Source organism: Agrobacterium tumefaciens, from assembly GCA_025559845.1.
Classification (GTDB): domain Bacteria; phylum Pseudomonadota; class Alphaproteobacteria; order Rhizobiales; family Rhizobiaceae; genus Agrobacterium.
This window is the reverse complement of record CP048469.1, coordinates 1,371,857-1,398,628: the sequence shown is the minus strand read 5'-3', so window position 1 is coordinate 1,398,628 and position 26,772 is coordinate 1,371,857. Positions and strand designations below refer to the sequence as shown.

34 protein-coding genes are annotated in these 26,772 nt (G+C 60.8%); 11 read left to right on the top strand and 23 right to left on the bottom strand.

Going from position 1 to position 26,772, the window contains the following annotated elements:
• Nucleotides 1-19: 19 nt before the first annotated feature.
• Both FY156_07055 and FY156_07050 read right to left on the bottom strand, forming a co-directional pair.
• The gene (locus FY156_07055; GenBank protein ID UXS01260.1) at nucleotides 20-526 is read right to left on the bottom strand and encodes an NUDIX domain-containing protein; all 507 of its coding nucleotides are present in this window, start codon (nucleotides 524-526) and stop codon (nucleotides 20-22) included.
• Nucleotides 516-746, bottom strand: coding sequence for a hypothetical protein (locus FY156_07050; GenBank protein UXS01259.1), 231 nt, complete (start codon nucleotides 744-746; stop codon nucleotides 516-518). The genes FY156_07055 and FY156_07050 overlap by 11 nt, the downstream gene beginning before the upstream one ends.
• 171 nt (nucleotides 747-917) lie before the next feature.
• On the opposite strand from FY156_07050, the gene FY156_07045 reads away from it, so the two are divergent.
• The 3 genes from FY156_07045 to FY156_07035 all read left to right on the top strand — a co-directional run bounded on the left by FY156_07045 (nucleotide 918) and on the right by FY156_07035 (nucleotide 2,652).
• Nucleotides 918-1,472, top strand: a complete 555-nt coding sequence (locus tag FY156_07045; GenBank protein ID UXS03056.1) for a GNAT family N-acetyltransferase — start codon at nucleotides 918-920, stop codon at nucleotides 1,470-1,472.
• Between the two features lie 75 nt (nucleotides 1,473-1,547).
• Nucleotides 1,548-2,063 (top strand): N-acetyltransferase, encoded by a 516-nt coding sequence (locus tag FY156_07040; GenBank protein UXS01258.1) that lies wholly within the window; start codon nucleotides 1,548-1,550, stop codon nucleotides 2,061-2,063.
• 193 nt (nucleotides 2,064-2,256) lie between these two features.
• On the top strand, nucleotides 2,257-2,652 hold the full coding sequence (locus tag FY156_07035; protein UXS01257.1) for an SgcJ/EcaC family oxidoreductase: 396 nt from the start codon (nucleotides 2,257-2,259) through the stop codon (nucleotides 2,650-2,652).
• Nucleotides 2,653-2,792: 140 nt separating this feature from the next.
• Here the strand turns inward: FY156_07035 and FY156_07030 are convergent, their stop codons facing one another.
• Together FY156_07030 and FY156_07025 are read right to left on the bottom strand one after the other, a co-directional pair.
• Nucleotides 2,793-3,230 (bottom strand): GNAT family N-acetyltransferase, encoded by a 438-nt coding sequence (locus FY156_07030; protein ID UXS01256.1) that lies wholly within the window; start codon nucleotides 3,228-3,230, stop codon nucleotides 2,793-2,795.
• Between the two features lie 99 nt (nucleotides 3,231-3,329).
• Nucleotides 3,330-4,043, bottom strand: coding sequence for a DNA helicase (locus FY156_07025; protein UXS01255.1), 714 nt, complete (start codon nucleotides 4,041-4,043; stop codon nucleotides 3,330-3,332).
• A gap of 310 nt (nucleotides 4,044-4,353) precedes the next feature.
• On the opposite strand from FY156_07025, the gene FY156_07020 reads away from it, so the two are divergent.
• A complete protein-coding gene (locus FY156_07020; GenBank protein UXS01254.1) occupies nucleotides 4,354-5,253 on the top strand; it encodes a PhzF family phenazine biosynthesis protein in 900 nt (299 codons plus the stop codon).
• A 222-nt stretch (nucleotides 5,254-5,475) separates the two neighbouring features.
• Entirely contained in the window at nucleotides 5,476-6,675 is a 1,200-nt protein-coding gene (bcr/cflA, locus tag FY156_07015) for a CmlA/FloR family chloramphenicol efflux MFS transporter (GenBank protein ID UXS01253.1), read from the top strand.
• A 72-nt stretch (nucleotides 6,676-6,747) separates the two neighbouring features.
• Here bcr/cflA and FY156_07010 read toward each other — a convergent pair whose 3' ends face one another.
• The 4 genes from FY156_07010 to FY156_06995 form a co-directional block, all read right to left on the bottom strand.
• Nucleotides 6,748-7,086 (bottom strand): hypothetical protein, encoded by a 339-nt coding sequence (locus tag FY156_07010; GenBank protein UXS01252.1) that lies wholly within the window; start codon nucleotides 7,084-7,086, stop codon nucleotides 6,748-6,750.
• A gap of 20 nt (nucleotides 7,087-7,106) precedes the next feature.
• On the bottom strand, nucleotides 7,107-7,901 hold the full coding sequence (locus tag FY156_07005; protein UXS01251.1) for a DNA alkylation repair protein: 795 nt from the start codon (nucleotides 7,899-7,901) through the stop codon (nucleotides 7,107-7,109).
• Nucleotides 7,898-8,425, bottom strand: coding sequence for a MarR family transcriptional regulator (locus FY156_07000; GenBank protein ID UXS01250.1), 528 nt, complete (start codon nucleotides 8,423-8,425; stop codon nucleotides 7,898-7,900). The genes FY156_07005 and FY156_07000 overlap by 4 nt, the downstream gene beginning before the upstream one ends.
• Before the next feature lie 104 nt (nucleotides 8,426-8,529).
• Nucleotides 8,530-9,177, bottom strand: coding sequence for an HAD family phosphatase (locus tag FY156_06995; GenBank protein UXS01249.1), 648 nt, complete (start codon nucleotides 9,175-9,177; stop codon nucleotides 8,530-8,532).
• 182 nt (nucleotides 9,178-9,359) lie between these two features.
• Between FY156_06995 and FY156_06990 the strand changes: the two genes are divergently transcribed.
• Together FY156_06990 and FY156_06985 are read left to right on the top strand one after the other, a co-directional pair.
• A complete protein-coding gene (locus tag FY156_06990) occupies nucleotides 9,360-10,124 on the top strand; it encodes a nucleotidyltransferase domain-containing protein (protein ID UXS01248.1) in 765 nt (254 codons plus the stop codon).
• Nucleotides 10,117-10,551: a hypothetical protein gene (locus FY156_06985; GenBank protein UXS01247.1), complete on the top strand. Its 435-nt coding sequence runs from the start codon at nucleotides 10,117-10,119 to the stop codon at nucleotides 10,549-10,551. Before FY156_06990 ends, FY156_06985 begins: the two co-directional genes overlap by 8 nt.
• A 648-nt stretch (nucleotides 10,552-11,199) precedes the next feature.
• Here the strand turns inward: FY156_06985 and FY156_06980 are convergent.
• The 9 genes from FY156_06980 to FY156_06940 all read right to left on the bottom strand — a co-directional run bounded on the left by FY156_06980 (nucleotide 11,200) and on the right by FY156_06940 (nucleotide 19,809).
• Nucleotides 11,200-13,230 (bottom strand): autotransporter domain-containing protein, encoded by a 2,031-nt coding sequence (locus FY156_06980; GenBank protein ID UXS01246.1) that lies wholly within the window; start codon nucleotides 13,228-13,230, stop codon nucleotides 11,200-11,202.
• Between the two features lie 130 nt (nucleotides 13,231-13,360).
• Nucleotides 13,361-14,824 (bottom strand): hypothetical protein, encoded by a 1,464-nt coding sequence (locus tag FY156_06975; GenBank protein UXS01245.1) that lies wholly within the window; start codon nucleotides 14,822-14,824, stop codon nucleotides 13,361-13,363.
• 100 nt (nucleotides 14,825-14,924) lie between these two features.
• The gene (locus tag FY156_06970; protein ID UXS01244.1) at nucleotides 14,925-15,233 is read right to left on the bottom strand and encodes a hypothetical protein; all 309 of its coding nucleotides are present in this window, start codon (nucleotides 15,231-15,233) and stop codon (nucleotides 14,925-14,927) included.
• Nucleotides 15,226-15,636, bottom strand: coding sequence for a hypothetical protein (locus FY156_06965; GenBank protein UXS01243.1), 411 nt, complete (start codon nucleotides 15,634-15,636; stop codon nucleotides 15,226-15,228). Before FY156_06965 ends, FY156_06970 begins: the two co-directional genes overlap by 8 nt.
• Before the next feature lie 120 nt (nucleotides 15,637-15,756).
• Entirely contained in the window at nucleotides 15,757-16,797 is a 1,041-nt protein-coding gene (locus FY156_06960; GenBank protein ID UXS01242.1) for a hypothetical protein, read from the bottom strand.
• A 3-nt stretch (nucleotides 16,798-16,800) separates the two neighbouring features.
• Complete coding sequence (locus tag FY156_06955) at nucleotides 16,801-17,523, bottom strand: hypothetical protein (protein UXS03055.1); 723 nt, start codon at nucleotides 17,521-17,523, stop codon at nucleotides 16,801-16,803.
• Nucleotides 17,516-17,878 carry a hypothetical protein gene (locus FY156_06950; GenBank protein UXS01241.1) on the bottom strand — a complete coding sequence of 121 codons (363 nt, stop codon included), beginning with the start codon at nucleotides 17,876-17,878 and terminating at the stop codon, nucleotides 17,516-17,518. Before FY156_06950 ends, FY156_06955 begins: the two co-directional genes overlap by 8 nt.
• Nucleotides 17,875-19,563 carry a phage tail protein gene (locus tag FY156_06945; protein ID UXS01240.1) on the bottom strand — a complete coding sequence of 563 codons (1,689 nt, stop codon included), beginning with the start codon at nucleotides 19,561-19,563 and terminating at the stop codon, nucleotides 17,875-17,877. The genes FY156_06950 and FY156_06945 overlap by 4 nt, the downstream gene beginning before the upstream one ends.
• 3 nt (nucleotides 19,564-19,566) lie before the next feature.
• Nucleotides 19,567-19,809 carry a hypothetical protein gene (locus FY156_06940; GenBank protein ID UXS01239.1) on the bottom strand — a complete coding sequence of 81 codons (243 nt, stop codon included), beginning with the start codon at nucleotides 19,807-19,809 and terminating at the stop codon, nucleotides 19,567-19,569.
• A gap of 317 nt (nucleotides 19,810-20,126) precedes the next feature.
• On the opposite strand from FY156_06940, the gene FY156_06935 reads away from it, so the two are divergent.
• Nucleotides 20,127-20,339 (top strand): hypothetical protein, encoded by a 213-nt coding sequence (locus FY156_06935; GenBank protein ID UXS01238.1) that lies wholly within the window; start codon nucleotides 20,127-20,129, stop codon nucleotides 20,337-20,339.
• Between the two features lie 18 nt (nucleotides 20,340-20,357).
• Here FY156_06935 and FY156_06930 read toward each other — a convergent pair whose 3' ends face one another.
• Entirely contained in the window at nucleotides 20,358-20,537 is a 180-nt protein-coding gene (locus FY156_06930) for a hypothetical protein (protein ID UXS01237.1), read from the bottom strand.
• A gap of 64 nt (nucleotides 20,538-20,601) precedes the next feature.
• Here FY156_06930 and FY156_06925 point away from each other — a divergent pair, with 64 nt between their 5' ends.
• Entirely contained in the window at nucleotides 20,602-21,072 is a 471-nt protein-coding gene (locus FY156_06925; protein ID UXS01236.1) for a GNAT family N-acetyltransferase, read from the top strand.
• 45 nt (nucleotides 21,073-21,117) lie between these two features.
• On the opposite strand, the gene FY156_06920 is transcribed toward FY156_06925, so the two are convergent.
• The 4 genes from FY156_06920 to FY156_06905 all read right to left on the bottom strand — a co-directional run bounded on the left by FY156_06920 (nucleotide 21,118) and on the right by FY156_06905 (nucleotide 24,646).
• On the bottom strand, nucleotides 21,118-21,717 hold the full coding sequence (locus FY156_06920; GenBank protein UXS01235.1) for a thioredoxin domain-containing protein: 600 nt from the start codon (nucleotides 21,715-21,717) through the stop codon (nucleotides 21,118-21,120).
• An 11-nt stretch (nucleotides 21,718-21,728) separates the two neighbouring features.
• On the bottom strand, nucleotides 21,729-22,223 hold the full coding sequence (locus FY156_06915; protein ID UXS01234.1) for a GNAT family N-acetyltransferase: 495 nt from the start codon (nucleotides 22,221-22,223) through the stop codon (nucleotides 21,729-21,731).
• A 207-nt stretch (nucleotides 22,224-22,430) separates the two neighbouring features.
• A complete protein-coding gene (locus FY156_06910; protein UXS01233.1) occupies nucleotides 22,431-23,183 on the bottom strand; it encodes an SDR family NAD(P)-dependent oxidoreductase in 753 nt (250 codons plus the stop codon).
• Nucleotides 23,180-24,646 (bottom strand): MFS transporter, encoded by a 1,467-nt coding sequence (locus FY156_06905; GenBank protein UXS01232.1) that lies wholly within the window; start codon nucleotides 24,644-24,646, stop codon nucleotides 23,180-23,182. Before FY156_06905 ends, FY156_06910 begins: the two co-directional genes overlap by 4 nt.
• A 117-nt stretch (nucleotides 24,647-24,763) precedes the next feature.
• On the opposite strand from FY156_06905, the gene FY156_06900 reads away from it, so the two are divergent.
• Nucleotides 24,764-25,387, top strand: a complete 624-nt coding sequence (locus tag FY156_06900; protein UXS03054.1) for a TetR family transcriptional regulator — start codon at nucleotides 24,764-24,766, stop codon at nucleotides 25,385-25,387.
• 81 nt (nucleotides 25,388-25,468) lie between these two features.
• The gene (locus tag FY156_06895; protein UXS01231.1) at nucleotides 25,469-26,431 is read left to right on the top strand and encodes a cation transporter; all 963 of its coding nucleotides are present in this window, start codon (nucleotides 25,469-25,471) and stop codon (nucleotides 26,429-26,431) included.
• 17 nt (nucleotides 26,432-26,448) lie between these two features.
• Here the strand turns inward: FY156_06895 and FY156_06890 are convergent, their stop codons facing one another.
• Nucleotides 26,449-26,718, bottom strand: a complete 270-nt coding sequence (locus FY156_06890) for a hypothetical protein (GenBank protein ID UXS03053.1) — start codon at nucleotides 26,716-26,718, stop codon at nucleotides 26,449-26,451.
• Nucleotides 26,719-26,772 lie beyond the last annotated feature (54 nt).

The window sequence follows — 26,772 nt, the reverse complement described above, 5'->3', positions numbered from 1 at the left end:
GCGTGGCGTGACGCTGGGCTCAGGCTTTCAGGGAAAGCGTCTGTGACAGGGCCTGCTGGACAAGATCGAGCAGGCCGGCCTCGCGTGCGGCATGCACCGCCGAGGAGAGCTTGGGAGCGGCCGACACGTCCTTGAAGGTCCGCCGCTTTCTTATCTGGACTTCGGGGTAGTCGGCTACCAGCTCGTCCACCTCGACCAGAATGAGGGCAGCGCGGCGCGGCCAGAATTCCGAGCCCTTGCGGTAGGTAAAATCGCCGATGAAGGGGTTGAGGATACGGCCTTTGACGCCAGCTTCCTCGTAAGCCTCCCGCAATGCCGCTTCCGCCACCGTTTCGCCAGCTTCAATCGTGCCTTTGGGAAAGGTCCAGCCGGACCCGGATTTTGCGCTGACCATGACAACGGACAGATCGTCATCCTGAAGCTGGACGCAGGCCACCATGACCTGTGTGACCGGCAGCAGCCGTTCGATCAGGCGTCTGCGCGGTTGCGCAGGCCACAGACGTGCCCGCGCTGCCTCATGCCTCATGGTGATGTTCCCGGACGTTCGACCTGTATCCATCGACGTGCTCCGTTCTGAAATCGACCTCAGGTAAAACGAGATGTCTCATGCTGCGCCGGGCGTTATCAGGCCGGTCTGCATAAACGGCATGCTCACAGCAACGTGCTGCAGTCAGCGTGTGGACGTCGCCAATGACAGACGCCTTTGCCGCCAGCGTCTCCCCGCCGGCGAAAGCCATGACAGTCATTTGGATGCCAACTCCTCAACGCTTGTGACGGTTTTATGACACAGCTTGTCGCATCTTGAAAGGTACAGTTTCTCACCGGCACGCTCTGAGAGGGCGGCTTCACCGATTTGTGCCTGCTTGCCGATCGCTGTAGCGTTGCCGGATACGGGAATGGCAACGGAAAGCGAGGTCATGGTGCGAGAGGGAAATCTGCCGCCAACGGCGTTCCAGACCGAGCGTCTGTGGCTGCACGCTGCGCGGGCCGACCACGCGCCAGGCCTTTTTGCTGATTATACCAGCGATCTCGAGGCTTCACGCTTTCTGCCGCGCGGGCCCCATCGGTCGCAGGCGAAAACCCTCGCCGTCATCGATGCCTGGGGGGCTGACCGCTGGACCTCAAACGACCGCTTCGCCTGGAGCATCATCGATCGGGAAAGCGACAGGCCAATCGGCCTTTTTCTGCTGCTGATGCAGGGCGACGGTGCGGAATTCCATTACGGGCTGGGGCGTGGTTTCTGGGGGCAGGGGCTGGCGACCGAAGCCGGCAAGGCGGTGATGTTTTGGGTCACCGGGCAATCGCACCTTTCCACCATCCGCACCACATGTGCCGCAACCCACGGCGCAAGCTGCCGCGTGCTGGAAAAGATCGGCCTTGTGCGCGATGCGTTTTTGCCCGGCGCGTTGCTGATGAAGCCTCGCGGCGAAAGACTGAATGGCTGGTCCTATCTGTGGCGGCGCACGGATTGATGGCTCCTCAAATCGTCATCCAGGCTTTATTGAGCTGGCTTAGAGATCGACTGAACTGGCAGGAGAGGGTTTGAAATGGTGGCGTTTTCGATCGATAGGCTGGGCCGGGATGATGCGGAGGCCTATCGTGCGCTGCGTCTTGAAGGTCTCATGCGTCATCCGCAGGCGTTCGGCGCGTCCCATGACGATGAGGCCATTCTGAGTGTCGAGCAGTTTGCCGGGCGTGTTGAAGATGCGCTTATCTTCGGTGCCCGCTCAAGCGTCGACCTGAGCCTGATCGGCACCATGGCGATCCGCATTCCCACGGCGGAGAAGCTTCGGCACAAGGCATTGCTGTGGGGTGTTTATGTTCGGCCTGAGGCGCGCGGTCTCGGCGTTGGCGCCGCACTTCTTTCCCATGTCCTTGACCATGCGGCGACGCTGGTGGAGGAGGTGACGCTGGTGGTCGGGGCAGACAATGCGCCGGCTTTCGCCATGTATTGCCGCGCCGGTTTCGAGCAATACGGCCTTGAAAAACGCGCCCTGAAGCTTGGCGATAGCTATGTCGACGAACGGCTGATGGCACTCGATGTCACCGGCCGGAGAAGGTGATGCTGATCGACGGAACGGTTTACGCCGTGCCGCTGCCCATGCTAGTCAACAAGCATGGAATCTGAACGCGCCGCCGCATCGATTATTCCCGCCATTCTTCGAGTGGTGGGTTAGGCACGTCTTCGTTCCAGACAAAGCAACCCGCCGCGAGGCGGGTTTTCTGTTTCCGCTCGCGGCCATTTTGGAGTCCGAAATGACCGAGCATCCCCTGAAATCCCTGATCGTATCAGCCGACCGCGCCATCACCGCCAAAGACTTCGACGGGCTGATGCGGTTTTACACCGACGATGCCACGCTGGTGGTGAAACCCGGCCTTGTCGCCAAAGGCAAGGACCAGATCCGTAGGGCATTCGAAGCCATTTCCGCCTATTTTCAGGGCCAACTGACCGTGCACCAGGGCAAGATGGAGGTGATCGAGGGCGGCGATACCGCGCTGGTGATCATGGAGACAGTGCTTGAAACGGTTGACGGGGCAGGGGCGAAAACCGCAATCACCCGCCGCGCCACCTACGTCTTCCGCAAGGACGCCACTGGCAACTGGCTTTGCACAATCGACAACTCCTACGGCACATCCCTGCTCGACGCCTGAAACACATCCCCCGGCCGTGTTTCAGAAATGCGGTCGGGGTGACTGGGCAGCATGTAGCTGGTCACGACAAGAGACCCGATAATCAGGGCGATGGCAAAGACGTGGAACAGGACGGGATTATCGAAGCATCCCGCCGGAAATCAAACACGGGTCTTGATCAGCCGGATCTGGTTGTCGTCGGCCACGCCGTCGTCGCGCCAGCCGAGGTGGCGGTAAAAGCCGGCAGCGCGGCTGTCGGGTTCCGTTTCCAGCCAGATTGCGGCGTGGTGGCGGAAGAGTTCGGCTTCCGCGGCGAGGACGAGGGGTTTTCCCAGCCCTTGTCCCTCATGCGCAGGCAGCACAAAGGCCGCAAACAGCGAGGCTTCTTCAGCATCGATCATGGAAAAGCCCACCACCTCGCCATCGCGCACGGCAACCCATGCTGAGGGCGAGGCGGCAATCATGTCGGCAATGGCATCTTCGGTGATGCCCATCGCGGTCAGCTGCTCCCGCGACAGATGGTTTTCATGCACCGAGGTCCGCACATGGAAGATGGCGGGAATGTCGGTCATCTGGGCAAGTCTGATCTCTGCGGGCACGGCTTCACCTTGATATGTTGTATCTCGACGCCGCTGATATCACCGATTGTACTGGCATGCATGAAAAATGCCGCGACCTGGTACCGGTTTGGCAGGTTTTCAGGCAACGGCCTTCATCTGCGCTTCGCCGCCATGCAGGAAGCAGGCCTTGCTGAACAGCGCCTTGTCGACAAAGTTGGGCAGGCGGATATCGCCGATATCAGGAAGCCGTTTGCCGGTCGTTTCAAAGGCCCGGTCTATCTGGGAAATGAAGGCGAGGATAATGCCTGTCTCCCTTGCAAAACGCCCAAGCGACTGAAGCTGTTCGGAAAGGTCGGGCTTGCTCCGCTGCTGGTCGAGCAACTGAAGATAATCGATGACGGCGACCGTTCCCGGTTCCAGTCCGGACATCTGGCTGATGATATAGTCGGCGCTGATATCGTCGGAGGTGAACACCTGAACGGCATCTGCGGCAACGCAGGCATCAATCTGCAAGGACGTCAGATGCCTGCGCGTCTGTGGTTCGGTGAATTCCAGCGTGAAGAACAGCGCCTTGCGGCCATTTCGGGCGGCATCCAGCAGCAGTTTGAGACCAAGCCTCGTCTTGCCCTGACCGGGGCGCCCGGCCAGCAAAAGCAGATCGCCATTGTCCAGCCGGTCCAGAATGGTCTCGGAAAGCGGCGTGGAAGACAGGCTGGCGGACAGCAGGCTCCAGCGGGCAAAGCCTTCCTCTCGGGCAATGTGATCGAGCGCTTCGTTCAGCGGCAAAGCCTTGTTGCGGGCCATCAATCTGGCACGTCTTTTCAACTGGAAGATCGGGGCAGAAAGCTTCATCAAAACCTCCATTGCGAGCTGAAACGCAATCCCTCCTCATGCGATGCTCGAACAGATGGTTCGACAAACGGGCATTACCCTGCATGTGTCATGCTTTCCCGAAAGGAGGGGGGAGGCCTGGGGCTGCCTGTGCCTGGAAGCTAGCGAGTTGCATGATTCCCGGCAAGGGGGCGATTGTTGTCACGGCATTGCGCCCGCGTGTTTCCTCAACGCTGCAAGGCATCCGACCCGGACCGGGGCCTGCACCAAATCTGATGGCATCCATCAGCCGATTAGATTTGTCATGATGCGAGGATGGGAATAGTTGCAGATGGACCCAGACCACGCAGGGAGCCATAGAGTGCGAACATATAAAGTTGTCGATGCCTTTTCGAACAGGCCGTTCATGGGCAATCCCGTTGCTGTCGTTCTCGAGGCGGCGGGGCTGACCGATGACGAGATGCAGACCATTGCGCGGTGGACAAACCTTTCCGAAACCACCTTCGTTCTGCCCGCGACCACACCGGATGCGGACTACCGCCTTCGCATTTTTACGCCGCGAAGCGAGTTACCGTTTGCGGGACATCCGACCCTCGGCAGTGCCCATGCCGTGCTGGAGGCGGGCCTTGTCACTCCGCGTTCGGGCCTGCTCGTTCAAGAGTGTGGAGCAGGGCTCATCAGGATTTCCGTGGCGGGAGAGGGTGCCGAGCGAAGACTGACGTTGTCGATGCCACCGGCGAAAATCCGCACGCTGACAGGTGCGGAGGTCGATGAACTTGAAGCCATCCTCGGCCGTGCTGTTCAAAGGGAGAGTGCCCCTGCCATCGTTGACGTCGGCGCGGTCTGGATCGTGGCGCGTCTTCAGGATGGCGAGGCTGTCCTCGGATTGACACCCGATTTCGCACGTTCGGCAGCGTTCGAGCGTCAACTTGGCGCCACCGGTGTAACCGTGTTCGGCGGCTACCAGGGCGGCGAGGCGGATATTGAAGTCCGCTCCTTCGCGCCGTCCTGCGGTGTGGAGGAGGACCCCGTCTGCGGCTCCGGCAACGGCAGTGTCGGCTATTTCCGCGCAGAACGCGAAGCATCTGCAGCAGGCGGCATCCACTATACGGCGTCACAGGGCCGCCGGGTCGGCCGTGACGGCCGCATATCGGTCGTCACCGATGGCAAAGGCGGTGTCACTGTTGGCGGCATGTGCGTGACATGTGCCGAAGGCACATTGTTTTATTGATCCGCTTGTGACGGCCCGTCGGCCCTCGACTTGAGGCTGCCAATCGCCTAACCTCCCGGCCATCGAGATTTCGCCCGTGGAGCGCATTATGGGTTCGGCCAAACAAGCAGACAGATAAGCCGCAACAGCTTTTTCGTTGTTGCGGCGTCCTGTCGAACCCAGATCCAGCCATTGCTGCAGACAGACGCTGCCAGATGCTCTCATTTGTGCGGACGTTTTCTCATGTCTCATCCTACTCCTCTCTGGAGCCACCGCCTGCCTGCGGCACTGCTGCTGATGGCGCCTTTCGATATCCTCGCGTCGCTGGCGATGGATATCTATCTGCCGGTCGTTCCGGCCATGCCCGGTATTCTCGGCACCAGCCCCGGCATCGTCCAGTTAACGCTCAGTCTCTACATGGTGACACTTGGCGCAGGTCAGCTCGTCTTCGGGCCGGTTTCCGATCGCATCGGCCGTCGCCCGGTGCTGATTTTCGGGGGGGCCGTGTTTGCGATCGCGTCCTTCGCGCTTGCCGCATCGTGCTCGGCCGTACCGTTCCTGCTGTTGCGGTTGCTGCAGGGGCTTGGCGCCTCGGCGGCGCTGGTTGCCCTGTTTGCAACGGTTCGCGATGTTTACGCGGAACGCCCGGAAGGTGCGACCATCTACAGCCTGTTCGGATCGATGCTGGCTTTCGTGCCCGCACTCGGGCCGATTGCCGGTGCCCTGATTGCCGATGCCTATGGATGGCGGGCAATCTTCCTCCTGCTCGGCGGGCTTGCCTCGCTGGCGGTGCTCAATGCGCTGGGGCAATGGCACGAAACACGACCGGTCACGGCCACGCCATCGCACCGGTCCTTCCGGCCGATGTTCCGCAGCCTTTCATTCTGGAGCTATACGCTGGGTTTCAGCGCGGCGATGGGCACGTTTTTCGTGTTCTTCTCCACCGCGCCGCGGGTGCTGATCGACAAAGCGGGTTACTCCGAACTGCACTTCAGCCTGATGTTTGCGACAGTGGCCGTGGTGATGATCCTCACCAGCCGCTTTGCCAGAGGATCTGTCGGGGCCTGGGGCATTCCCGGCAGTCTCGTCAGGGGCATGGTCATGCTGCTGGCCGGTGCCATTCTGCTCGGTCTCGGGCAGACATTTGCGCAGCCATCCTTCTTCAGCTTCGTCATACCGATGTGGCTGATGGCGACAGGCATCGTGTTTGCGGTGTCCGTCACGGCCAATGGTGCGCTGGCCGAATTCGAGGACAGGGCCGGCTCGGCAGTGGCGCTCTATTTCTGCATCCAGAGCCTGTTCGTCGGCATCGTGGGAACGCTGATGGTCCTCACATTTGATGGCGACACCGCCTGGCCGCTGGTGGCCTATGCCACGGTCATGGCGGTGCTGGTGCTGTTTGCGCTTTACCTGCTGCGTCGAAACCGCCGCCAGGTCCCATGATGTCTGCCGGGCGGTGGACGATCTGCCGCCCGGCAATCTCATGTGTGGATGAGTGGTGCTTCAAGGTTCCACTTACAGCGCTGCCAGTTCCGCAAGATGCGTGTTCAGGTCGCCACCGGCGCCTGTGGCGTTGATCGTGTCGAAGTAGTCGTGCCAGCCGGAGGCGGCGATGCCGTTGATGAGGGCTTGCATGGCGGTGGCGTCAGGGGCGCGCCAGATTGCGAAGAACTGCTGGGTGGGGGCGTTCAGTGTTGTCGCCTCGGTTCGTCCCAGCGCGATTGCCTCGATGCCAAGGGCGGACAAGGCGCCCATGCCGGCGCCGATGGTTTCGAAAAAGCCGGTGCGGCCTGCCTCATCCAGAGACAGCCATTGCTGCCTGGGGGAATAAAGTTCGGCAAGATAGTGCGTCATCGGTATGGGCCTTTCGTTTCTCATGAAGCCTTGCGGGTGAGCGAGCGCAGCGCGCGGCGGCAAATCCGCTGCGTTTGCGGCGTCGGGCTCTGGCGGGACCAGCGGTCGCAAAGGTCCTGCACCCAGTCTGGCCGGTCCTTGCTGGCATCGTTCAGCCAGTTGCCGAGGGAATCCTGAACGTAAGGGGCAGGGTCGGCGCGCAGGGGCTCGAGGATCGGCAAGGCCAGTTCAGGGCACTGGCGCAGCGTCGCGATATGCGCGCACCACACGCCGCGCGGCCGGGTCGCCTCGCACGCGAAACGTCGCAGCCTTTCCGAAGGCGCATGGGTCCATGCCGCAAGCTCGCGGATGGCGCTTTCGAGATCCCCGGCAATATGCGGGCGCACCGCCATCCATGCCCATTCGCGCACGCCGAAATGCATGTCATCAGCCAGCGGCCGAATGAGCCGAAGGCGCTGATGAAGCGTGTGGTCGGGCGTCGCTCCCACCAGAAAACATGCCCAGCCGCGCACCGTATCGGAAGGGTGCTGGCGCAGGCTGTCCAGCATCGACGCGTCCTGATGCTCGTCCACCAGCGCCTGTCGCATCAGGTGCGCCGCCAGCGCCATGCGCCGGGAAATGCCATCTGTCGAAGCCTGCCGCATGGTTCCGATTGCCTCTTCGCCAATTTCAGGCAGGGCGGCAGCCATAAGGGCAGCGAAATCGACGGCCAGGCATTCCGTCAGCGTGGTCGCCTCCACAGTGCCTGCATTCAGCAGCGCCAGACGTGACGGCGCGATATCCGCAACGCGTTTTCCAGATGCACGACCGCTCACGGGGAAGGGGCCTCTGTCGCGGCGTGGTCATCATGCGGCAGGGTCACGTTGCGCCATACACGTTGCAGCATGTTGCCCAGCACCACGCGCTCGGCGGCGTCGAAGCCCGCAAATAATGAGCCGATCCAACGGCTGTGCTCATGGAAAAGCTCTGCGGCCGTCGCCTGTCCCTTCTCCGTCAGGCGAACGGAGACCTTGCGGCGATCCTGCCTGTCGTTGTGCCGGGCCAGAAAACCATCGCGTTCCAGCCCGTCCAGAAGACCTGTTACCGTTGCACGCGTCACACCGGCGCGTTCGGCCAGTTCGTGCGGCGCCAGCCCCTCGGGCAGATCGCGCAGCAGGAATAGCAGAACGAATTTGCCTTCCGACAGGTTGTGTGGCGCAAGCCGCCCGGCGCAGGCTCGATCGATGGAGGCCGCCAGCGACAGCACCTCGAAACACAAGCGCATATTGCCGATGTCAGTCTGACCCCGGCGTTCGGCCTCGTCGAGCAAGGCAAGGTGTTTTTGTTCCAATAATGTCATATGGCGGCATATAGTATGGCGCCTAACTATTAGTCAACAGGCTGTTTCTATTGGGGTAAGGCCGCAATGAGGGATCGGCTGGCAGGGCAGTGGCGCGGTCTGGCTCAGATGCCGAGAATGGACCGCGCTTCGGCAAGCGAACCTGCCTGGTGGTGGGCGCGCAGATCGCGGCTCATCACCATGTCGGGAATCTGGATGACCTTTGCCAGTCCGGCCTCCACGGCAGCGCGCACGCCAAGGTCGCTGTCATCAAGCGCGATGCACTCCGATGGGTCGAGACCGAGCGCTGCGGCGGCGGCGATATACACATCCGGCGCAGGCTTGCCGCGCTTGACCTTGTCGACGCCGACAACGGCGTTGACGCGCTCGAGAAGGCCGGCATGTTCCAGCTTCCATTCCGCTCTGGCGGTGACGCTGTTGGTGGCGATGGCGCGGGGCAGTTTGCGCTCATCCAGCGCGTCCAGAAAATCGTGCACACCGGGACGCAGGGGTATGGCGTCACGCATTTTCGCGTCCATCGCCTCGTTCCAGGCACGGTTCAGTTCCTGGCTGTCGATGGAGGCGCCGATTTCGAGGTTGATCAGCCGCGCGCTTTCCACCCGGTCGACACCGACCAGCGTGTGAAAGAAATCCTGCGAAACCGCATATCCGAGACTGCGCAGCACCGCTGGCCCGACCTCGAACTGTAGCCGTTCGGTATCGAGCAGAAGCCCATCAAGGTCCAGCAACACACCTGAAAACTGCAACGCCATCGTTTTCCCCCTGCCATCAAGCTCCCGGTTTAAGCGGCCAGTCTCATATAGTCCAGCCCGAGGCAGGCATCTCGGCCATGTGGCAGGGCGCGTTCAGGTGCGATCTGGACGTGTGGCTTGATTCCCGAGCGTATTGTGATCTTAGTCACTCTCCAACACCGGTATGTCCTGGGGATAGTTCGATGGGCGAGGGCCAGAGCGAATATTGCGCGGAGGTGGTGAACGCGATTGAACGCATCATGCGGTTCGCGCAACAATTTCACGAGAACGCCGAGGCGGCATTGCTGGCGGGCTCGCGCTCAAGGGGCACAGCACGGGCGAACTCGGATTACGACGTCGTTCTGTTTTTCCCTTCGCTGCCCACGGGCGCATGGCGCGAGGTTGTGGCGTTCGAAGGGCAGGTGCTTGAAGTCTTTTGTCACGACCTCAACACGTTCTCCTATTTCTGCCGGGAGATTGACCGCCCATCAGGAAAACCGGTTCTGCCTGCGCTGGTGACGGAAGGAATCTCCGTCTTGCCGCCCACGCCAACGCTGGAGCGTGCGCGTGTCATCGCAAAGCAGGTGATTGACGCAGGACCTCTGCCGCTGACCAACCCTGAGATTGATCGCCGCCGCCATGTTATTTCGGATCTGGCTTTGGCGCTCGATGCCACCACATCAGGACACGAGCGTCTTGCAACCGGCGCGACGCTCTATATCGAGTTGGCGGATTTTGCATTGCGGGCCAATGGGCAATGGAGTGCAACGGGCAAGGCATTGCCTCGGGCTCTTGCGACCATGTCAGACGGTCTTGCCCTGCAATTTGAAAGATCATTCCAGGCGCTGTTTGCTGGACTGGAAAGCCGGCAGGTCAATGACCTCATCGACGACGTTCTGCGAGATTTTGGCGGTCGACTGAGAGAGGGATACAGACAGCACGCCCCCAGCGAATGGCGGGATGCTTGAGGCCATCGGCCTTCGTCAAATATCTGCTCGTCACAGTTCGTCGATACGGCTAGATTCACGTGGGCCGTTACCGGGAGGGACACAATTCATGCGTTTGAATCCAATTTTGATTCTCGCCGCGTCGCTGTTTTCAGCCTCTGCAGTTCATGCGAAATCTCCTGATGATGTTGCCGATCTTGTTGGAGCGCGGGCACCGGGGGCGGAAAGCGAGATGCAATCGCGCGGTTATGTGGATGTAGGCGGCAACAATACCTGGTGGAATGCCGATACAAAGGTCTGCGTCCGGGTGCATGTGTCGCAGGGGCGCTATTCGGCCATATCGCAAATCAAGGCATCGGCCTGCGGCCAATCCGGTGGAAAAACCTCCGAATGCCCTCCTGATCTGTCCCAGGCCGATCTTTACAGGCATCCCGGTTGCAGCCTTTAACCGTGCTCGCTTACTTAATACCGGCGATTTTGCCTGTCGCGTTCAAGTTTCGCGCGACGCCTTATGCGATAGATCAGGAAGCCGAGCAGAACGCCGCCGGCTGCCCAAAATAGCGGCGGCGTGTGGGTTGGTGCCGAAATTAACAAGCCAGTCATTGCGCCGAGAACGATATAAAGTTGGCGTGTGCGTGCCTGGTAACTTCGGCTGTTTGTCAAGATACGACGATATTCGCGAAAGTCCCGCCACACGCGCCTCAGCACGCGCACAGGTCTTTCCCGAGCCATTTTCTCGTCAATTGCGTTTCGTTGCCGCTCCGTCCGTGCCTCGGTCTTCTTGAGACGCTCCGCAATCCTTGCTTGCCAGCTCATGCCATCCCCTTTTTCGGGAGTAGAGCATCTGCCGCTTTCGCTGGTGTAAAAATCCCCGCTAAATTTTGAATTCCCTGTCCGTTTCCGACCGCAAATACGTGGTGGGGCATTGAGCGGCACGGCATCAGCCACCACCCGGCCACACGCTCAAACCACCGCCAGTTTATCCCCCCTCGGCCGGTGACAAACGAAATGTTGCCGATGTCGGCCGCATCTCGAACGTGCTACGTCAGGCCATCAATGGGTAGCAGGCCGCACACGCCCGTTTTTCTGATAGCAGCTAGAACATAACCTTCCAGCCTGAGCGTAACCAGACCGTTGGGTCGTCGCCTTGGGTCGAAGCATTGAGGCTGAGATAGGCGGTGCCTTTATCCAGATCGAACTCGCTACCAAGGCCGACCCGGAGCCAGACCTGATCGACGTCCTGTCCTGAGAGATTGAAACCCGAGAGGCCGATAATACGGCCCGTGCTATCTGCCGTTTCGTTCTCGAAGCGGTAAGCGGCCTCAAGCTTTCCGAGGATTCGTAACCGATCGGTGACATTGCCGACGCCATCGAGGCCGATGCGGGCGACGGTTGCATGATCGCTTACGCTATCGAAGGAGGCAGGGAAAGAGCCGCCGTATTCGCTGTAACCGTCCAGCCTGGCATGTGTGTAGGTGATGCTGGTATAGGGCGTGAACGCCCAGTCTCCAGCGCTGAAAGCGTTCAGCCAGTCCAGCCTGAGCTTGCCACCCCACGTCTGTGTATCGGTTTCGCCGCGCGAATAATCGGCAAGACCAGCATTCAGATAGCCGCGCGTGACATCAAGGCGTCCGGGCGAATAATACCCGCCGATCGTGGCGTGCAAACCATCGGTCAGCGGAATACTCGCTTCCGGCGCAACGTAAAAACCCCTCTGGCGAAAGTCGCCACCGGTATCGATATCCTGCCTGGTATAAAGCCCGCCGGCTGAAAGCCGCGCCGTGGCGCCACCCTCAAGGCCGATACCATAGCTGAAATCGGCAATGCCAAGGCCGCCATCTGAAGTCGCACCATTGTCGTAACCGCCATCCACTGTCACTGAAAAGGATTGCCGCCCCGCATCGAGCAGGTTTCGCATAGGCTCACCGTGCGCACCGTTCAATGTCGTGCCCGCCATGTTCAGCGAAGCCTCCGCGCCCGGTTTGGCTACCAGCGTGGACATGTATTGCGAGAGGTCGATCAGGCCGGAGCCGTCCGTCGTTGAGGTCACACGCGCAATATACGCCGTCTGGTTCTGCGTCATGCCGACCACGACATTTCCGTCCGCACTGACGTCATTCGCCTCTCGGGTAAAATCCGCTGCGACAGTCACACCATTGGCGCGCAGCCAGTCCTCGACCGTCACCATTCCGCTCGCCTCGGTCCAGCGGAAAGCGCGGTTGGAACCACTGCTCAAAGTGGACCGACCGACGACCACAGATCCATCGGCATTAACGCCAAAGCCACTGGATGAGCCGCCGGCAAAAGCACCGAGGTCCACCATGCCAGCCGATGTCCAGCGGAAGGCTCGTTGGTCTCCATTACTCAAAGTTGAACCGCCTATAACTACAGAGCCATCCGCGCTCACACCTCTGGCAGTAGAGGTATCGCCACCAAGCGTACCGAGATCCACCATGCCGGCGGATGTCCAGCGGAATGCGCGCTGCCCACTAATGCTGAGAAAAGAAAAACCAACGACAACCGAACCGTCTGCATTGACATCCTCGGCAGACGAATACGTGCCGCCAAGCGTACCGAGGTCGACCATGCCGGCAGATGTCCAGCGAAAGGCATGGTTCGTTGCTGTGGGCGAATTGGCAGAACCAACCACAACAGAGCCGTCTGCGTTCACCCCACGGGCAACGGAGATATTGCCGCCGGGTAGAGTGCCAAGATCCTCCATCCCGACAGATGTCCAGCGAACGGCATGCGAATCTGAGTTGGCCAGCATTGACGCCCCGACGATGACTGTCCCGTCTGCGTTTACGCCATAGGCTGTCGAGAAAGCTCCACCCAGCGTACCGAGATCTGTCATGCCGGCGGAGGTCCAGCGAAAGGCACGGTAGGTCATATCGTCTAGCGAGAAATAGCCAACAGAAACAGAGCCATCGCCGCTTACGTCTAAAGCGACGGAGTAAATGCCGCCTTGTGCGCCGAGATCCTTGTAACCGCTGGCGTCATCGGCGGTAAATCCGGGACTGCTCCAGACAATACAGCCAAGCGATGCCAGCACCGTTCGAGCCATGAAGCCCTGCCAAAGGCTACCGCTTGCGACAACGCCGCAGTTTCGAATTGCAATTGTCTTCATTGCCCACGCCCCCAATAGACAATGTTCGCGGCAAATCGACCGCTAACAACGAATGCGAGTATTGTCGCAAGATCTGCAATCGTCAAGCGGGCGTCAGTTTAGTGGATTGCTTCGGGTTTATGATGGCCCGTCACGAAACCGCCGCCAGTTTCTCCAGCCTCGGCCGGCGCACGCGGATTGTGGCGGAGCCGGGGGCCATGAAGATGATGTCGAGGGCGCGGCTGACGATCCACTGGACGCTGTCGAAGGCGGGCAGGGTTGCCGGTTCGGTGGCGTCTTCGAAGGTGAAACCTTCGGTCGAGGGGAAGACGCCGTAATTGCCGACGCCAGTGCCTGGCTGGTTGCAGCCGTGGGCATAGATCGAGGCGTTGACGCCATCTCTGGTGTAGTTGAAATCCATGGAGGGCGAGGCGGCACCCAGATTTGTTGCGCCAGACATGACCTCGACGGTGGAGAAGCCCTGCAGAACCTCGCCGGCGGCGACCTTGGTGGCGGGGCTCGTCACTTCGTTCTGAAACAGAATACCGCCATTGGCTGCCGTTGCGGTGATGACGAATTCCACATAACGCCCGGCCGCATCTTCTCCCACATTCACGGTAAAGGCCGTGGTGGTGTCGTTGGCGCGGCGCCGCGCAATCCAGCTTGTCGGCACACCGGCCAGTGCGCCGCCTGTGGCATTGGTACCAAGCGTTCCGCCGGCGTTCAGGGTGCCGCTGGTGCCTGAAAATTCCGGGTTGGTCAGAAGCTGGGTCGGGTAGTTCGCGGAATAGCGTTCCGAGGCATCAGAATAGGAAACGGGAAGGGGCGGAATAGCCTCCCTTATGATGTCGGCAAGCTTCCTGCCCACCGCATAGGCGCCGGGAACCGCCTCATGCACGAAGACACCGGAATCGTTCATCATCGCGCCGGTGCGGAAGGTGATTGCGCTGCTGGTGGTGGTCAGCGGGTTACGCAGCGCATCGCGCACTTCCAGAAGATGCACGTCGCGCCGTCCCTTGCAGAGCGCCTGGATCTTGCGGTTGGCATCGGCGGTCGCGGCAATCATCGCCGCATTGTAGTTGGATGCGCCATGCAGGGTGCGGAAAATGCACTGAATGCCAAGTGCACTGCAGGCGTTCAAAAGCCGCGCGGCATTGGCGACGATGTTGTCTGCCACATTGGTCAGCGTTACCCCCGCACCGCTCAAAAGGTCGGTGTAGCTGCTCTGGGCGATATCGTTGGTGCCCATGGTGAAGATCAGCGTGCCCGCACCGCTGGCAACCAGCGAGCCATTGCCGAGATCGGTCAGAAAACGCTGCAGGATCTGGTCGCTGCGCTCGCCGGATGCGGCGCGCTTGACCACGAACTGCATTCTCTGGCCGCTCAGCGCATTGGCAATGTTGATGCTGTTATAAACGGTGCGGCGTACCCGCGTGCCGGGGTCCATGAAGGTCTGCGCCACCAGGCTGTCGCCATAGAGCGCCACCAGATTGGTGGATTTCGTGGCGCGGGTCAGCGGCACCACACCCAGAACGCGCTGGTCGTTGAACATCTTCGTGCTGTCATCGACAAAGCGCACGCCGAGAACGCGCTGCTCGTTGTAAAGTTCTGCCATGGGTCACCGTCTGGAAAAGAGGATAGAGCGGAGGAGAGGGCGGCCTGAAGCCGCCCCGATGTTTGCGCGTTTGCCGGTCCGCGGCCGCTGGCGCTGTGGCTCAGTCGGCCGGGCTGTCCGGGTCCGGCTGCTGTTGCGGCAACCAGTCGGGCGGCGGGCCGCCCGGTTCCTGCTGCGCGCCATCGCCTTTCGGCCCGGTTGATCCGGCAGCCGGTCTGGCGGCGGTTTTCACCGGTTTGCGGGTGCTGTCCTGCCGCACGGCTGCGGCGCGTTCGGGCGTGTAGGGCGCCACCCATTTCGGCCGGCGCGTTTCGTCCTTCCACAGCGCATCGTCAATCTCGAAGCTGTCGCCCGCCTCGCGGATTTCACCGTCGATGTACCCACGGGTACTGGCGATGACCTTAACCATTGGAATGGTTTCCGAGTGTCACGCCAGCGGTGATCCTGCCCGCCGTCGGCGCTGTGCCGGTGACCGTGTAGTTCAGCCGCAGATAACGTTCGGCCGTGCCACGCGGCAGATACTCCGGCAGCAGAACCTTGCCGGTTTTCAGCTCCGCCAGCGGAACGGTCTGCGACCAGAGGCTTTTCGGTGATGAAAAGCCGGTGTTGTCGTCGCTCTGCAGATCGAGCGTCAGCGAGGTGAGGTTGTTGAAATCCTCCACCACCTGCAGGCGGAACGGGACCGCTTTGCCCTTGCCGATATCGCGGGCGATGCCGGAGGCAACAGGGCCGAGGTCGAGCGTGTTGGTGGAAGGCGCCGTGACTGTGACGGCCTGGGCGTTGGAAAGCATGCTTTGAGTGTCGAAAATCACGACGTATTCCTTTCTCAAACGTCGACCGAATGCGGTTTCGGGGGTATCCGCTGCGGCAACGAGACAAGCGGGGAGAGGGCCTGCCTCCCTGAAACCGGCGGCAGACGCTTTGGGCAATCGTCAGAGTGCGACGGGCGGAACCGGCGCCTCGGTGCTTAGAAGCGAGTCCGCGATGCGGATCGGGATGTTGCGATAGGTCGTCACTTCCTCGCCTTCGAGGTTGGCGGATTTCAGCGGCACGGAGTTGGCGCGTCCCGTCGTCAGGCCACGGTCGGTGGACTGTTCGTCGAGAATTTCCATGACCTGGCGGTTCATGTAGCACACCGTCCGGCCGCCCTTGGCGTTGATGCCGTAGGTCATGTAGAGGCGGTAATAAGCCTGGCGCAGAAGCTTCCAGAGGTCGACATTGCCGGCCATCATCTCCGACACATCGATATTGGCGATGCGCGCCATGTAGCGGTAATCCTTGACGAAAGCGCCCATGTGCCACTCGAAGGCGGTCACCTTGGCGTAATAGGTGTTGCCGTCGTCGTCCTTCACCGGCTCTTCGCCCTTGTCCATCACTTCCACGCCGGCCTTGGTGCCTTCGGGGTAGAGCAGGGATGCGGCATGGTCGGCCCAGGTCACGAACCAGATGGAGGTGTTGTCGCCGCCGGTGCCACCGGCATTGATCACCTGGTTGGCGGCGTTTGGCCGCGTCGGGTCGGGAATGTTGCTGTTATAGGCGCTGAAACGCGGCGCAAAACCCTTGAACTTTTCCGGGGTTTTGTCCGTGTCGTGGTAGAAAAGGCCGGTTGCCATTTCCTGGTTCATGGCTTCCAGAAACGGTGCGCTGTCGACCAGACGCTGCTTGGCCGGGTCAGGCGCCAGTTTCAGCAGGCGCGTATCGATTTCCGAGCGCGCTTCGAGAAAACCTGTCGTGTCATCCACCTGCTGCAGCGTGCTCTTCGACTTCTGCACACCCTTGTAAAGTTTGCCCCAGCCGGCCGATGGCAGGCCGGTGCGGATGGAGTGGCGGTGAATGCCCTTGAGATTGCACTGGGTGGCAATCGCATCCTTCAGAATGGGGTTGTTCTGCGCCAGCAGTTCAAGAACGATGCCCTCACCGGATGCCTTGTGGGCGTCGACGAGGGTGGGAACGGTGCTACCAATGATAGCCATAGCTTATTTGCCCTTCGGTGCGTCGTTAGGAAAAAGAAGGTGAGCGGTTTCGGCCTTCCTGCCGTCGCCGTCTGCGCCTCCGGTTGGTGGGTTGTCCTCGCGGATCATCGATCCGACTTTCGCAAATATCCGGATGAGTTCTGGGTGGTTGCCTCCGCCGCTGGCGTTCAGATAGTCCTTCAGGGCAGGTGTCCCGAGGGTGGAAAGGGCGCGCTGCGCATTGGACACCGTGCCCTGCCATTTGTGGCCGCCGATATCCCGGTCCCGGCGGGCGTCATCGGCCCAGCCCTGCACACGGTTGGCCCAGCCTTCGGCTGCGGCAGCACCGCGTTTCGTCTGTGTTTCGATGAAGGTATCGGCCAGTTTCTGTGCCTGCCGGCTGGTCAGGCCCATGTCCCTGAAATCGGTGCCCAGCGCATCGAGAAGCTCCTGATCAACCTCCACGCCTTCGGGCATGGTCAGGCTGTATCTGCCGTCTTCGGGCACCGTGTCAGCCAGATCGCCGGTGTCGTCACTGGCGGGGTCATCAACCGCGCCATCGTCGGCTTTTGCATCGGCAATGGTCAGGGACTGGCCGTTTGCAGCCTCATCGCCGGTCTGCGCCCTGTCATCTGGAAACAGCACGGCCTCGGGAGAGGGCGATGCGCCATCGCCTCCGGGGCTGCCGGAACCGCTGCCTTCGGCAGCAAACAGGAACGCCGTCAGGCCAAGCCACCTGTTAGGCATCAACGTCATGGTCTTCACCTTCCTCGCTTGAGGCACGGCGTTTCGCCGCCGCCTCATCCATGGCCCTGAAATCCGCGATGGCCAGCAACAGCTTCGGGTAGAAGGTGGGGTCGATGCTATCGAGCTGTGCGATAAGCTTGCGACCGGCACCCTGCCTGCCAAGCGTGTAGTTCGTTGCGTTGGTCAGTTCCCCCGAATAGGCATCCTGGTAGATGGCGCATTGTTCCAGCATCCAGAACAGCACGCGTTTGCCGGCATCGAGAGCAAAGACATCACGAAAAGCCATCGTGATTTCGTCACGCTCCAAGGTGTGAAGGGCAGAAGGTTGTTGGCTCAAATCAGTGAAATCCGTCATGCGCCGAGCCCCAGCTGGCGCAGCAGCGCGCTGCCATTCGGGTTCTCGTTGGCGCTGGCCAGCAGTTCGGCGGCCTTGGCACCCTGGTTCAGCGCCGGTGCCATGGTGGAGGCCATTTCGGCAGACTGTCTTGCCTGCGCTTCCTCGGCACGCCGGTCGCGGATGGCCTGTACCTTGTCGTCCGCGAGGATCAGCGAGGGCGGCGCGCCGATCGCTTCGACATAGAGATCGATCGCCTCGTCGGTATCGAGCTTGTCCAGCGCATCCGGCCTTGCCCCGGCAAGCTGGCCGATAAAGGCGACACCGCGCTCGATCGGCCCGGTGGAAACCGCCATCTGCGCCTGCGCCAGCGTGGAGGTATATTCCACCTTGAGCTGCTCGCCCTGCAATTCGCGTGGCGGCGGCGGCAGCTCATCGCGGGCGGCCAGAATGTCGAAGGTGCGGTCGATGGTCGGTCCAAGCTGGTCGCCGAAGACATTTTCCAGCACCGGGCCCAGTTGCAGCAGCTGTTCTTCCTTGCGCTGCGTCAGCTCGAACTGATTGCGCGGCTGCACGCCTTCCATGTTGGTGATGGCGAAGAACAGATCGGCGAAAAACGTGCGGTCGATACGGCGCTGGGTTTCCTGGATGTCTTCGCGCAGCTCCGAAAGGCTGAGATTGACCTCCATGGCCGGGCGAAACCCCTTGCCGGCCGGATCGTCCACATAGTTCACCGCACCCGGCAGAAGCGAGGTCGGGCTGTTCTGCATGGAGGTCGGCGCGTTCATGGGCGGGCGCACCTTCTTGTCGATGCCCTCCAGCTTGCGGGTCTGTTCGAGCTGCAGCATCCTGATATCGCCCAGAGCCTTCTGTCCCGGCGACAGCGAATAATGGTCGTCGTCGGACAGCTCCCAGGCGGGCGCGATGATGGGGTTGCTGTCGAAACCGCTTTCTTCCAGCAGCTCCGTGCCGATGTCATCCACCCAGTAGTTGGAGAGAAACGGCTTGTTGCGTTTGTCGCGCATGGCCGGATCGTGGTCGTAACGCGGCTCTATGGCGTGGTAGACATCGAAACATTCCGCATATCTGGCCGTGTCGTAGAGGTCGCGAATGCGCTGTGGCACCTGCGTGTAACCGAAGCGTTCGACAATGCGCTGCACGCTCCAGCGAAACACCCGGTAAAGCGTGGTGGCGCGGCCCTTGTGGTTGCGCGCGAGCCAGAACCGGCCGTGCACAAGCTGCTGCACGCGGATGACGGTGTCCTCGTCCTCCACCAGAATGGCGACCGACTGGCCGAACTGGCCAAGATCGCCATAACCCACATGGAAGGCGCGGTAGAGGTTGGATGCGGCAAAGACTTCGCGCATCTTGTCCTGCACGGCGGCCAGATAGGCCTTGACGGAATCCGCCTTCTTCAGGCCGGGATCGAAGGTCGTCAGGCGAAACCACGGCCGGGCGGGCGAGGTGAGGCCGGAATGCATGCCGGATTTCAGGGTGTCGTAGGCATGGGTGCCGGTGCTGTCTATGATCCTGGCGCGTGAGCGCGGACCTTCGCGGTTGCCGGACAGGCGAAGCCGGGTTGGCTCGATGTAATCGGCCAGCGCCCGCCATTCCGCTTCCCAGGGCTGGCGGACCTGTTTCAGCTCTTCCAGACGGCGGCGGTGATAGGTGATCTGCGTTTCGTGCGAACGGGGAAAATCGGCCATGGCTCAGGCTCCCAGCAGGGTTTTCTTGCCGTCCGTGCCGGTCAGCGTGGGCGAAGAGGTCTGTGCCAGCGAGCCGACGCCGGTGGCCGAGGTCAGGATGGTGCTGCTCGCACCCTTGATCCGGTCGGTGGCACGCCGCGCCGTGGTGGCCTGTGCGGCCGCATAATCAGGCGTTTTCTGCTGCGCATATTCAGGCGGGGCAACGGGGGCCGCGGCGGTGGTCTTGGGAGAAGAAAACATGCACATGGCAATCATCCGAGGTTATCAGGAACAGGGAGAACAGCGGTGGCTGGCACGCGGCGCAGAACCACGCCCGCACGCATCACCGGCAGGCCGGTGGCGAAGACGCGCAGATCCATGTCGAAGGTGTCATCCATAAGCTGCTCCACACGGCCACCCGGCCATCTCAAGCGAAGGTGCGCGATGAATGGTTGTCAGCCTGAATTGCCGGCGGAACGGCTGCACCTTCCGAGGTCGCGAGGTGCCTGAAACCAGCCTCTGGAGAACCGAAAAATCGCCATTACATCAGCATGGGAAAAGCAGTCGCGCGCACAGAATGTGTCATGACAGGTGAAGCACCGACCCGGTGGCAACGCATGGTCACGATCTTCAAGATCGTCTGGACCGCATCGGTGATACTCCTATGCACCACGCTCGGTGTCCTGATCGGCCTGGAAAATCACGGCATCGGCGGTGCTATCGGCCTTGGTATAGCCGGCCTGATTATCGGTGGTTTTCTCAGCAGGCCCGATATTCTTTTCATGTTTCTCCACTGAACTGGCCAGAAAATCACGTCAAAGAGACGTCTTATTCACACTGCGCTCCAGATGCTGGATGAACAGCCGGACCTTCGGCGCAATGTGTTTGCGGTTAGGATAGATCAGCGAAATCGGAATGTTTGCCTTGGACAATTCCGGCAAGACAATCTCAAGGCGGCCTTCCTTCACATCGTCTTCGTCGCTGCGCGGCGGCATTTCGTTCGACTAAAAGCAGAGCAGGACATTATAGTGCGCTCAAAAGTGGCGCAGAGGTTCAATCATGTCGGTCAGATTGCGAGCGGTGGGCGAGGCGGAGAAGGGGCAGCTTCGGGGCATGCTTTCGACGTATCTGCAGGAACTCAGCCAGTATGGTGCTGTCGATGCCGATTATGTTTATTTTGACAGCTATTGGACCGATCAGGACCGCTGGCCGTATTTCATCGACCATGGCGGCGCTGTGGCCGGTTTCTCCCTCATCAACACCTGGTCGACATCGCTGAAGGGCACGGATTTCGCGGTCGCCGAGTTTTATATCAAACCGGAATTTCGCAGCGCCGGCGTCGGCAAGGGTGCCTTCACCAGTCTTCTGGAACGCCACCCCGGCATATGGGAACTCAGCGTTCTCAAGGACAACCACGCCGCAGAAAAGTTCTGGCGCCAGACCATCGCAACGGCGGATGTAAAGGCAATCGAGCGGATCGAGCTTGATGACGTCTGGATTTACCGTTTCATGACTGCGGAGCAGACATAGGGCATCTCTGCGTGCACGCCATTGCCATTCGCCGGGCCGTATCCGTCAGGGCGTTTTCGCGTCCATTGCCTCGGCAAAAGGGCGGATCGTTCCGTCAGGGGTAATCAGCTTCCCGTCAAGGAAGAATGCCGGCGTCCCCCGTACATCATAGACCGTCATTGCGGTTGCCATCGTGCGGTTCAGCTCATCCAGCAGTTTCTGATCTTTCAGCAGACGCTCGAAGCCGTCACTGTCGATCCCCACGCTTGCGGCGATCTTGTGTATCACCGGTTTGCTCCCGGGCTGAGTGATCTTCTCAAAATTGTCGGTGAACGCTGCAAACGCCTTTTCCTTGTTCGCATCGTTCACGCTGGCAATCACCATAAAGGCGACAGCATCGACCGAGTTACGAATAAAGGGGCGATGAACCAGCCGAAGCTTGCCAGTTTCGACATAACGTTTGTGAAGCTCCGGCAGGATTTGCCGTTCAAAATCCACACAGTTCGAACAGGTGGGCGCGGTATAGACGAGCAACGTTTTCGGCGCCGTCTGCTCACCGACATAGCGGTCGAGAGGGGTCGGATCCATCACCGAACCGGCAAGAAGCCAGGTTGGCGTCAAAGCCGTGGCAATGGCGAAGGTGGTTGCCATGATCAATCTGCGCATTCTTCCCCCAATCAGAGCGTCATCATCATGTCGTGCCAGGCCATTCCACCGTGGTCGGAGTCGGACGGCTGAACATATCGGTAGCCCAATTTTTCATAGAGGGCTACGTGCCGATCCCTGCACATCAGATGGATTGTCTGCTTTTCCATGGCCCGCATTCTTTCAACGAAGCCGCTCATCAGCATTTTTGCGTAGCCCTTACCCTGTTCGGCCGTATCGACAACGACAGACATGATGACGACATTCGCAGCTGATGCATCGTGTCCGACCAACTCCTTGAAGGCTTCATCCGACATGACGACCGTGTGGGCGCAACCGGAATTGATGAAACCGACGATCCGCCCATCGGCTTCCAGCACGAGGAAGCCTTGCGGATATTGCGCGATCCGTTTCGAAATCTTCACCAGTGTCGCGGCCTCGTCGCCCTCATAGGCCCCAGCCTCGATCTCGAAACACCGTTCGGCGTCGGCAGGAACGGCGTGGCGAAAGGATATCTGCGCGGTCATGGTCAATTCCTCGAATAACACAGGTGCTCCTTACACGCTGGTGCCGATGGCTTGAAGTGCATTGTCGTCAGGAGCGTCGCGGTGGAACTGCCGTCCTGTATCCCTTGCCGTTCAATGTGCCGCGTGACACCCTGAAGATGCTGCCGGCACCAGACCATCGACAGGTGCTGGATCAGCTGAAATTACCGTTGCTCTGGCTGCCGCGTTTCATGCCGGGGGATAAAGCCCGCCGTCGTCGGCGTCGATGTCGATGGTCAGCGAGATGTGGCGGGGGCGTGTCAGGGCGTAGAGGGCGGCTTCCACCACGTCGCGGCTGGTGCCGCGTTCGCCCTTCTGTCGTGTTGCAGCGTCCATCCAGTCCTGCTGGTCGGGGCGGGCGTCGTCGAGATAGGGCGGGTTGACCAGAATCGAACGGAACCTGCTGCCTGAAAACGCCTGTCTGAGCCCTTCGGCAAGGGCGACCTGTCCGCGTTTGGCGGCGTAAAACGGCACGGAAACGGATTGCAGGGCGGCATTCGGCAGGCCGCTGATCGAGCCGATTGTCACCACATCGGGTGTTTCGGATGCCAGCATCAGCGGGCGAAGCCCTTGCACGAAGAGGAATGTGCCGGTGATGGCGGCGTTGATAACGGCAAGCACGTCTTCCTGCCGATAGGGCTCGTCGCTGGCTTCCAGCCACATGGCGCCGTTGTTGATGAGGATATCGACACGGTCTTTTCGAGCGGCGATCCGGTTGACGGCGTCGTCGATACTCTGGGCTCCGGCAAGGTCCAGCGCGATGATCTCGGGCTCCTTGCCACCGCGTTCCGCAACAAGCGTTGCGATGGTCTGCAGATCTTCGGTCCTGCGGCCGCACAGCACCAGTTCGCAGCCCGCATCGGCAAGTGACAGGGCGAAGGCGGCGCCCAGGCCACGGCCGGCCCCGGTGATGACGGCGATCTTTCCAGCCAGCGTGTTCATGAGTTTGCTCCTTCGGTCCGGGTTGCCATCCATGCCACCAGCGCGGCACCCGCCAGAACGATGGCGGTTGCCGCCGCCAGAACCGACATGAACGACAGGTTGAATGCGGCCGCGGCGGCGCGCTGCAGCGCATCGCTGGCCGGTCCTGTCAGGCTTTGTGCCTGCCGCATGGCCTGATCGATGCCTTCGGCGGCCACACCGTCACCCTCGAATGCATGGCTGTAGATGGCCGCAAGCGCACTGCCGAAAATGGTCACACCCATAGCGCCGCCGAGTTCGAACGAGACTTCTTCCACGGAGGCAGCCGTGCCGGCGCTTTCCGCCGGCGCATTGTGCAGGATCGAGGCGGAGGCGGAGGTCATCGTCGCGCCGACGCCAATGCCGATCACCACCATCGAGACGATTTCAACGACGAGCGATTGCATGGCGAAGAGGTGAATGAGCCCGCCCACGGCCATCAGCGCCATCGACACCGGCAGCATGCGCATGCCGAAGCGTGGCAGAAGCCGGCCGGCAATCGGACCGGCCAGAAACGCCGCGAGCGGCAGGGGCAGGAGCCTGATACCCGCTTCCAGTGGCGAAAGCCCCAGCACAAGCTGGAAACGCTGCGTCATTGCCAGTTCCAGGCCGATCAGGGCTGATGCGGCAATGAGCGCGGCGATGACACCGCCGCTGAAACTGGCATTGGCAAACAGCCGCAGATCGAGCATCGGTCGGACCGCACGGCGCTGGCCGCGAATGAAGGCAGAGACGAAAACAATGCCGGTCACACCGGCAATCGCGGCGATGGCAAGTGACGGTTCCGGCTTGCCGAATTCCTTGATGGCGAGCGTGGAGGCAACCAGACCGACCATGATCTGCACCGAGGCCATGAGGCTGAAGGGGTGATGCGCGCTGCCTTTCTTGTTCGGCACGAACAGGCTGCCCAGCACCAGCGCCAGCGCCACGATCGGCACGTTGATCAGGAACACCGACCCCCACCAGAAGAACTCCAGCAGAAAACCGCCGAGGATCGGCCCGAAGGCCGCACCGCCAGAGGCAATGGCAGCCCAGATGCCGATGGCAAGGCTGCGCTCGCGCTCATCCTCAAAGGTGTGGCGAATGATGGAAAGCGTTGCCGGCATCATCATGGCCGCCCCGATCGCCAGCGCGACACGCCCGCCAATCAGCACGTTGGGCGAGGGTGCGAAGGCGGCAAGCAGGGAGGCGAGGCCAAACACCAGAAGACCGCCGAGAAACAGCGGCTTTGCGCCGTAACGATCACCCAGCGCACCGGAAGCGGGCAACAGTCCGGCCACCGTCAGCGCATAGGCATTGACGATCCAGAGTTTTTCAGAGGGGCTTGCCTGCAGCTCCTGCGTCAGGCGCGGCAAGGCCGTGTAGAGCACCGTCATGTCGATGACGATGAGCAGCAATGCGCTCGACACCACAGCGAGCACCAACCAGCGATTATTCCAGGACATCACGATTTCCCGATACGTCTCATCAAACGGCGGCAATCTCTACACTGTAGAAATAACTTTGCAAGCATGCTATTGGCTGATGCCACGGAGTTGATGATGACCAGAACCGAAACCCAGATGTCCGCCCGTGGGCTCGACAAATCCCTGATGACAGCCACCGCCATCGCGCTGATGGAAGAGATCGGCGCGGAGAAATTCAGCGTGAGAAAGCTGGCGGAGCGGCTCGGCTGCGATCCGATGGCCGTGCTTTATCATTTCAGGAACAAGGACGGGCTCCTGCGCGCCATGGCAGACGGGCTGACCGCCAGGCTCGCCCTTGTTTCAGGCGACCAGCCGTGGGCCGACAGGCTGCGGCAACTGGCCGGGCAGTACCGACAGATCGCGCTTTCCTACCCGGCCACCTTTGCACTGTTTCAGCGTTATCTCAGCACGGGCAGGGCGGATTTTGCCCATATCGAAATGGTGCATGGCGCGCTGGTGGAGGCCGGTTTGCAGGATGAGGACATGCCCGCCGTCAGCCTTGCCTGGTACGCCGGCATCATCGGCCTGTGCATGGGGGAAATCTCCGGCCTGATCCGCCCCACATCGGCGCAGGACGATCTGGAACTGAACACACTTCCGCCGGAGGAATACCCGCTCACAAGGCGGCTGCAACCCCGTTACCGCCACCTGCATGCAACAGAGGTTTTCGACCGCGCGGTCGACATGTTGCGCGCAGGTATCGAAGCCGCGCGGCGCTGATCCGCCGCAGACATGCGAAGGCAACGCCTCTGTGGCATGATGCGCTTTCGCCGGACCGACAAAACTGTTTGAGTAAGAAGAATGTTTTCCACCCCCCTTAGAGATTTTTATCATCTTCGAGATGAGCAGGGCGTCTTTCGCCTGTCCATTTCCATGACCATCCTCGTTGCGACGTTCGGCATTGTCACCGGTATCCTGTCCGGTTCGGCCTCGATCATCTTCGACGGTATCTATTCGTTCCTCGATACGATCATGAGCCTTCTGTCGCTGTGGGTGGCAAAGCTGATCCTGGCCGACACGCAGATCGTCGGCAATCTTTCGGAGCGGTTTCGCAAGCGCTTTTCCATGGGCTTCTGGCATCTGGAACCCATCGTCCTCGGCCTCAACGGCACGCTGCTTTTCACCGTGGCAGCTTACGCGCTGGTCAATGCGCTCGGCACCATTCTCAATGGCGGCACGGAACTCAGCATGGATGCGGCCGTGGCCTACGCCGCCGTTACCCTCGTCATCAGCCTTGTCATGGCGCGCATCGCCAGCGTTGCCAACCGCAAGATCGGCTCGGCGCTGATCGGGCTCGATGTGAAGGGCTGGCTGGTCGGCGGCGGCATTTCCGGCGCCCTGCTGGTGGCATTCGGCACGGCCTTGCTGCTGGAAGGAACCAGCTTTGCCTGGCTCATTCCCTATGTCGACCCTGTCGCGCTGGTGCTCGTCTGCCTCGTCATCATTCCGCTGCCCATCAGAACAGTGCGGGATGCGCTGGCGGATATTCTGATGATTACGCCTGCCGATCTGCGCCGCCACGTCCGCTCCGTCACGACAGAGTTCGTCGAACGCCACGGCTTCAGCGATTTCCGCGCCTATGTCGCAAAAACCGGCCGCTCACGCGAAATCAGCGTCTACATCATCGTGCCCGAAGACCGCGCTACCCGCTCGCTGCTGGAATGGGACACGCTCAGAGACGAACTCGGCGACGCCATCGGCGGCAAAGGCCCGGACCGCTGGATCACCATCACCTTCACCAGCGACCTGCGCTGGGCGGAGTAGTTTTGGGCAGAGGTGTCCTAATCACCGGAGCGTGAATCAACCGACAGCCAGTCAAAGCTTGATATTGCTTCACGCTCGGCCGATGCGACATCGCCGAAAAGTCCGAACTGCTCGTATATCGGTTTCCATCCCTCGGCGATGAGTTTTCCCTCATCGATTGACCTGTACCATTCTTCGGGTGCGAGGCGATAAACGCCGTCAGACCGTTCCACGATCCGAACGCGCTTCAAACCACCGGCTGCCTGGAGGGTTTTGACTGTTCTGGCTATTTTGTCAGGCAAGGTCATCGCAATGCAACTGTGGGCCATGCAGCGCAATGACCCTGAGGGATGTTCCACGCT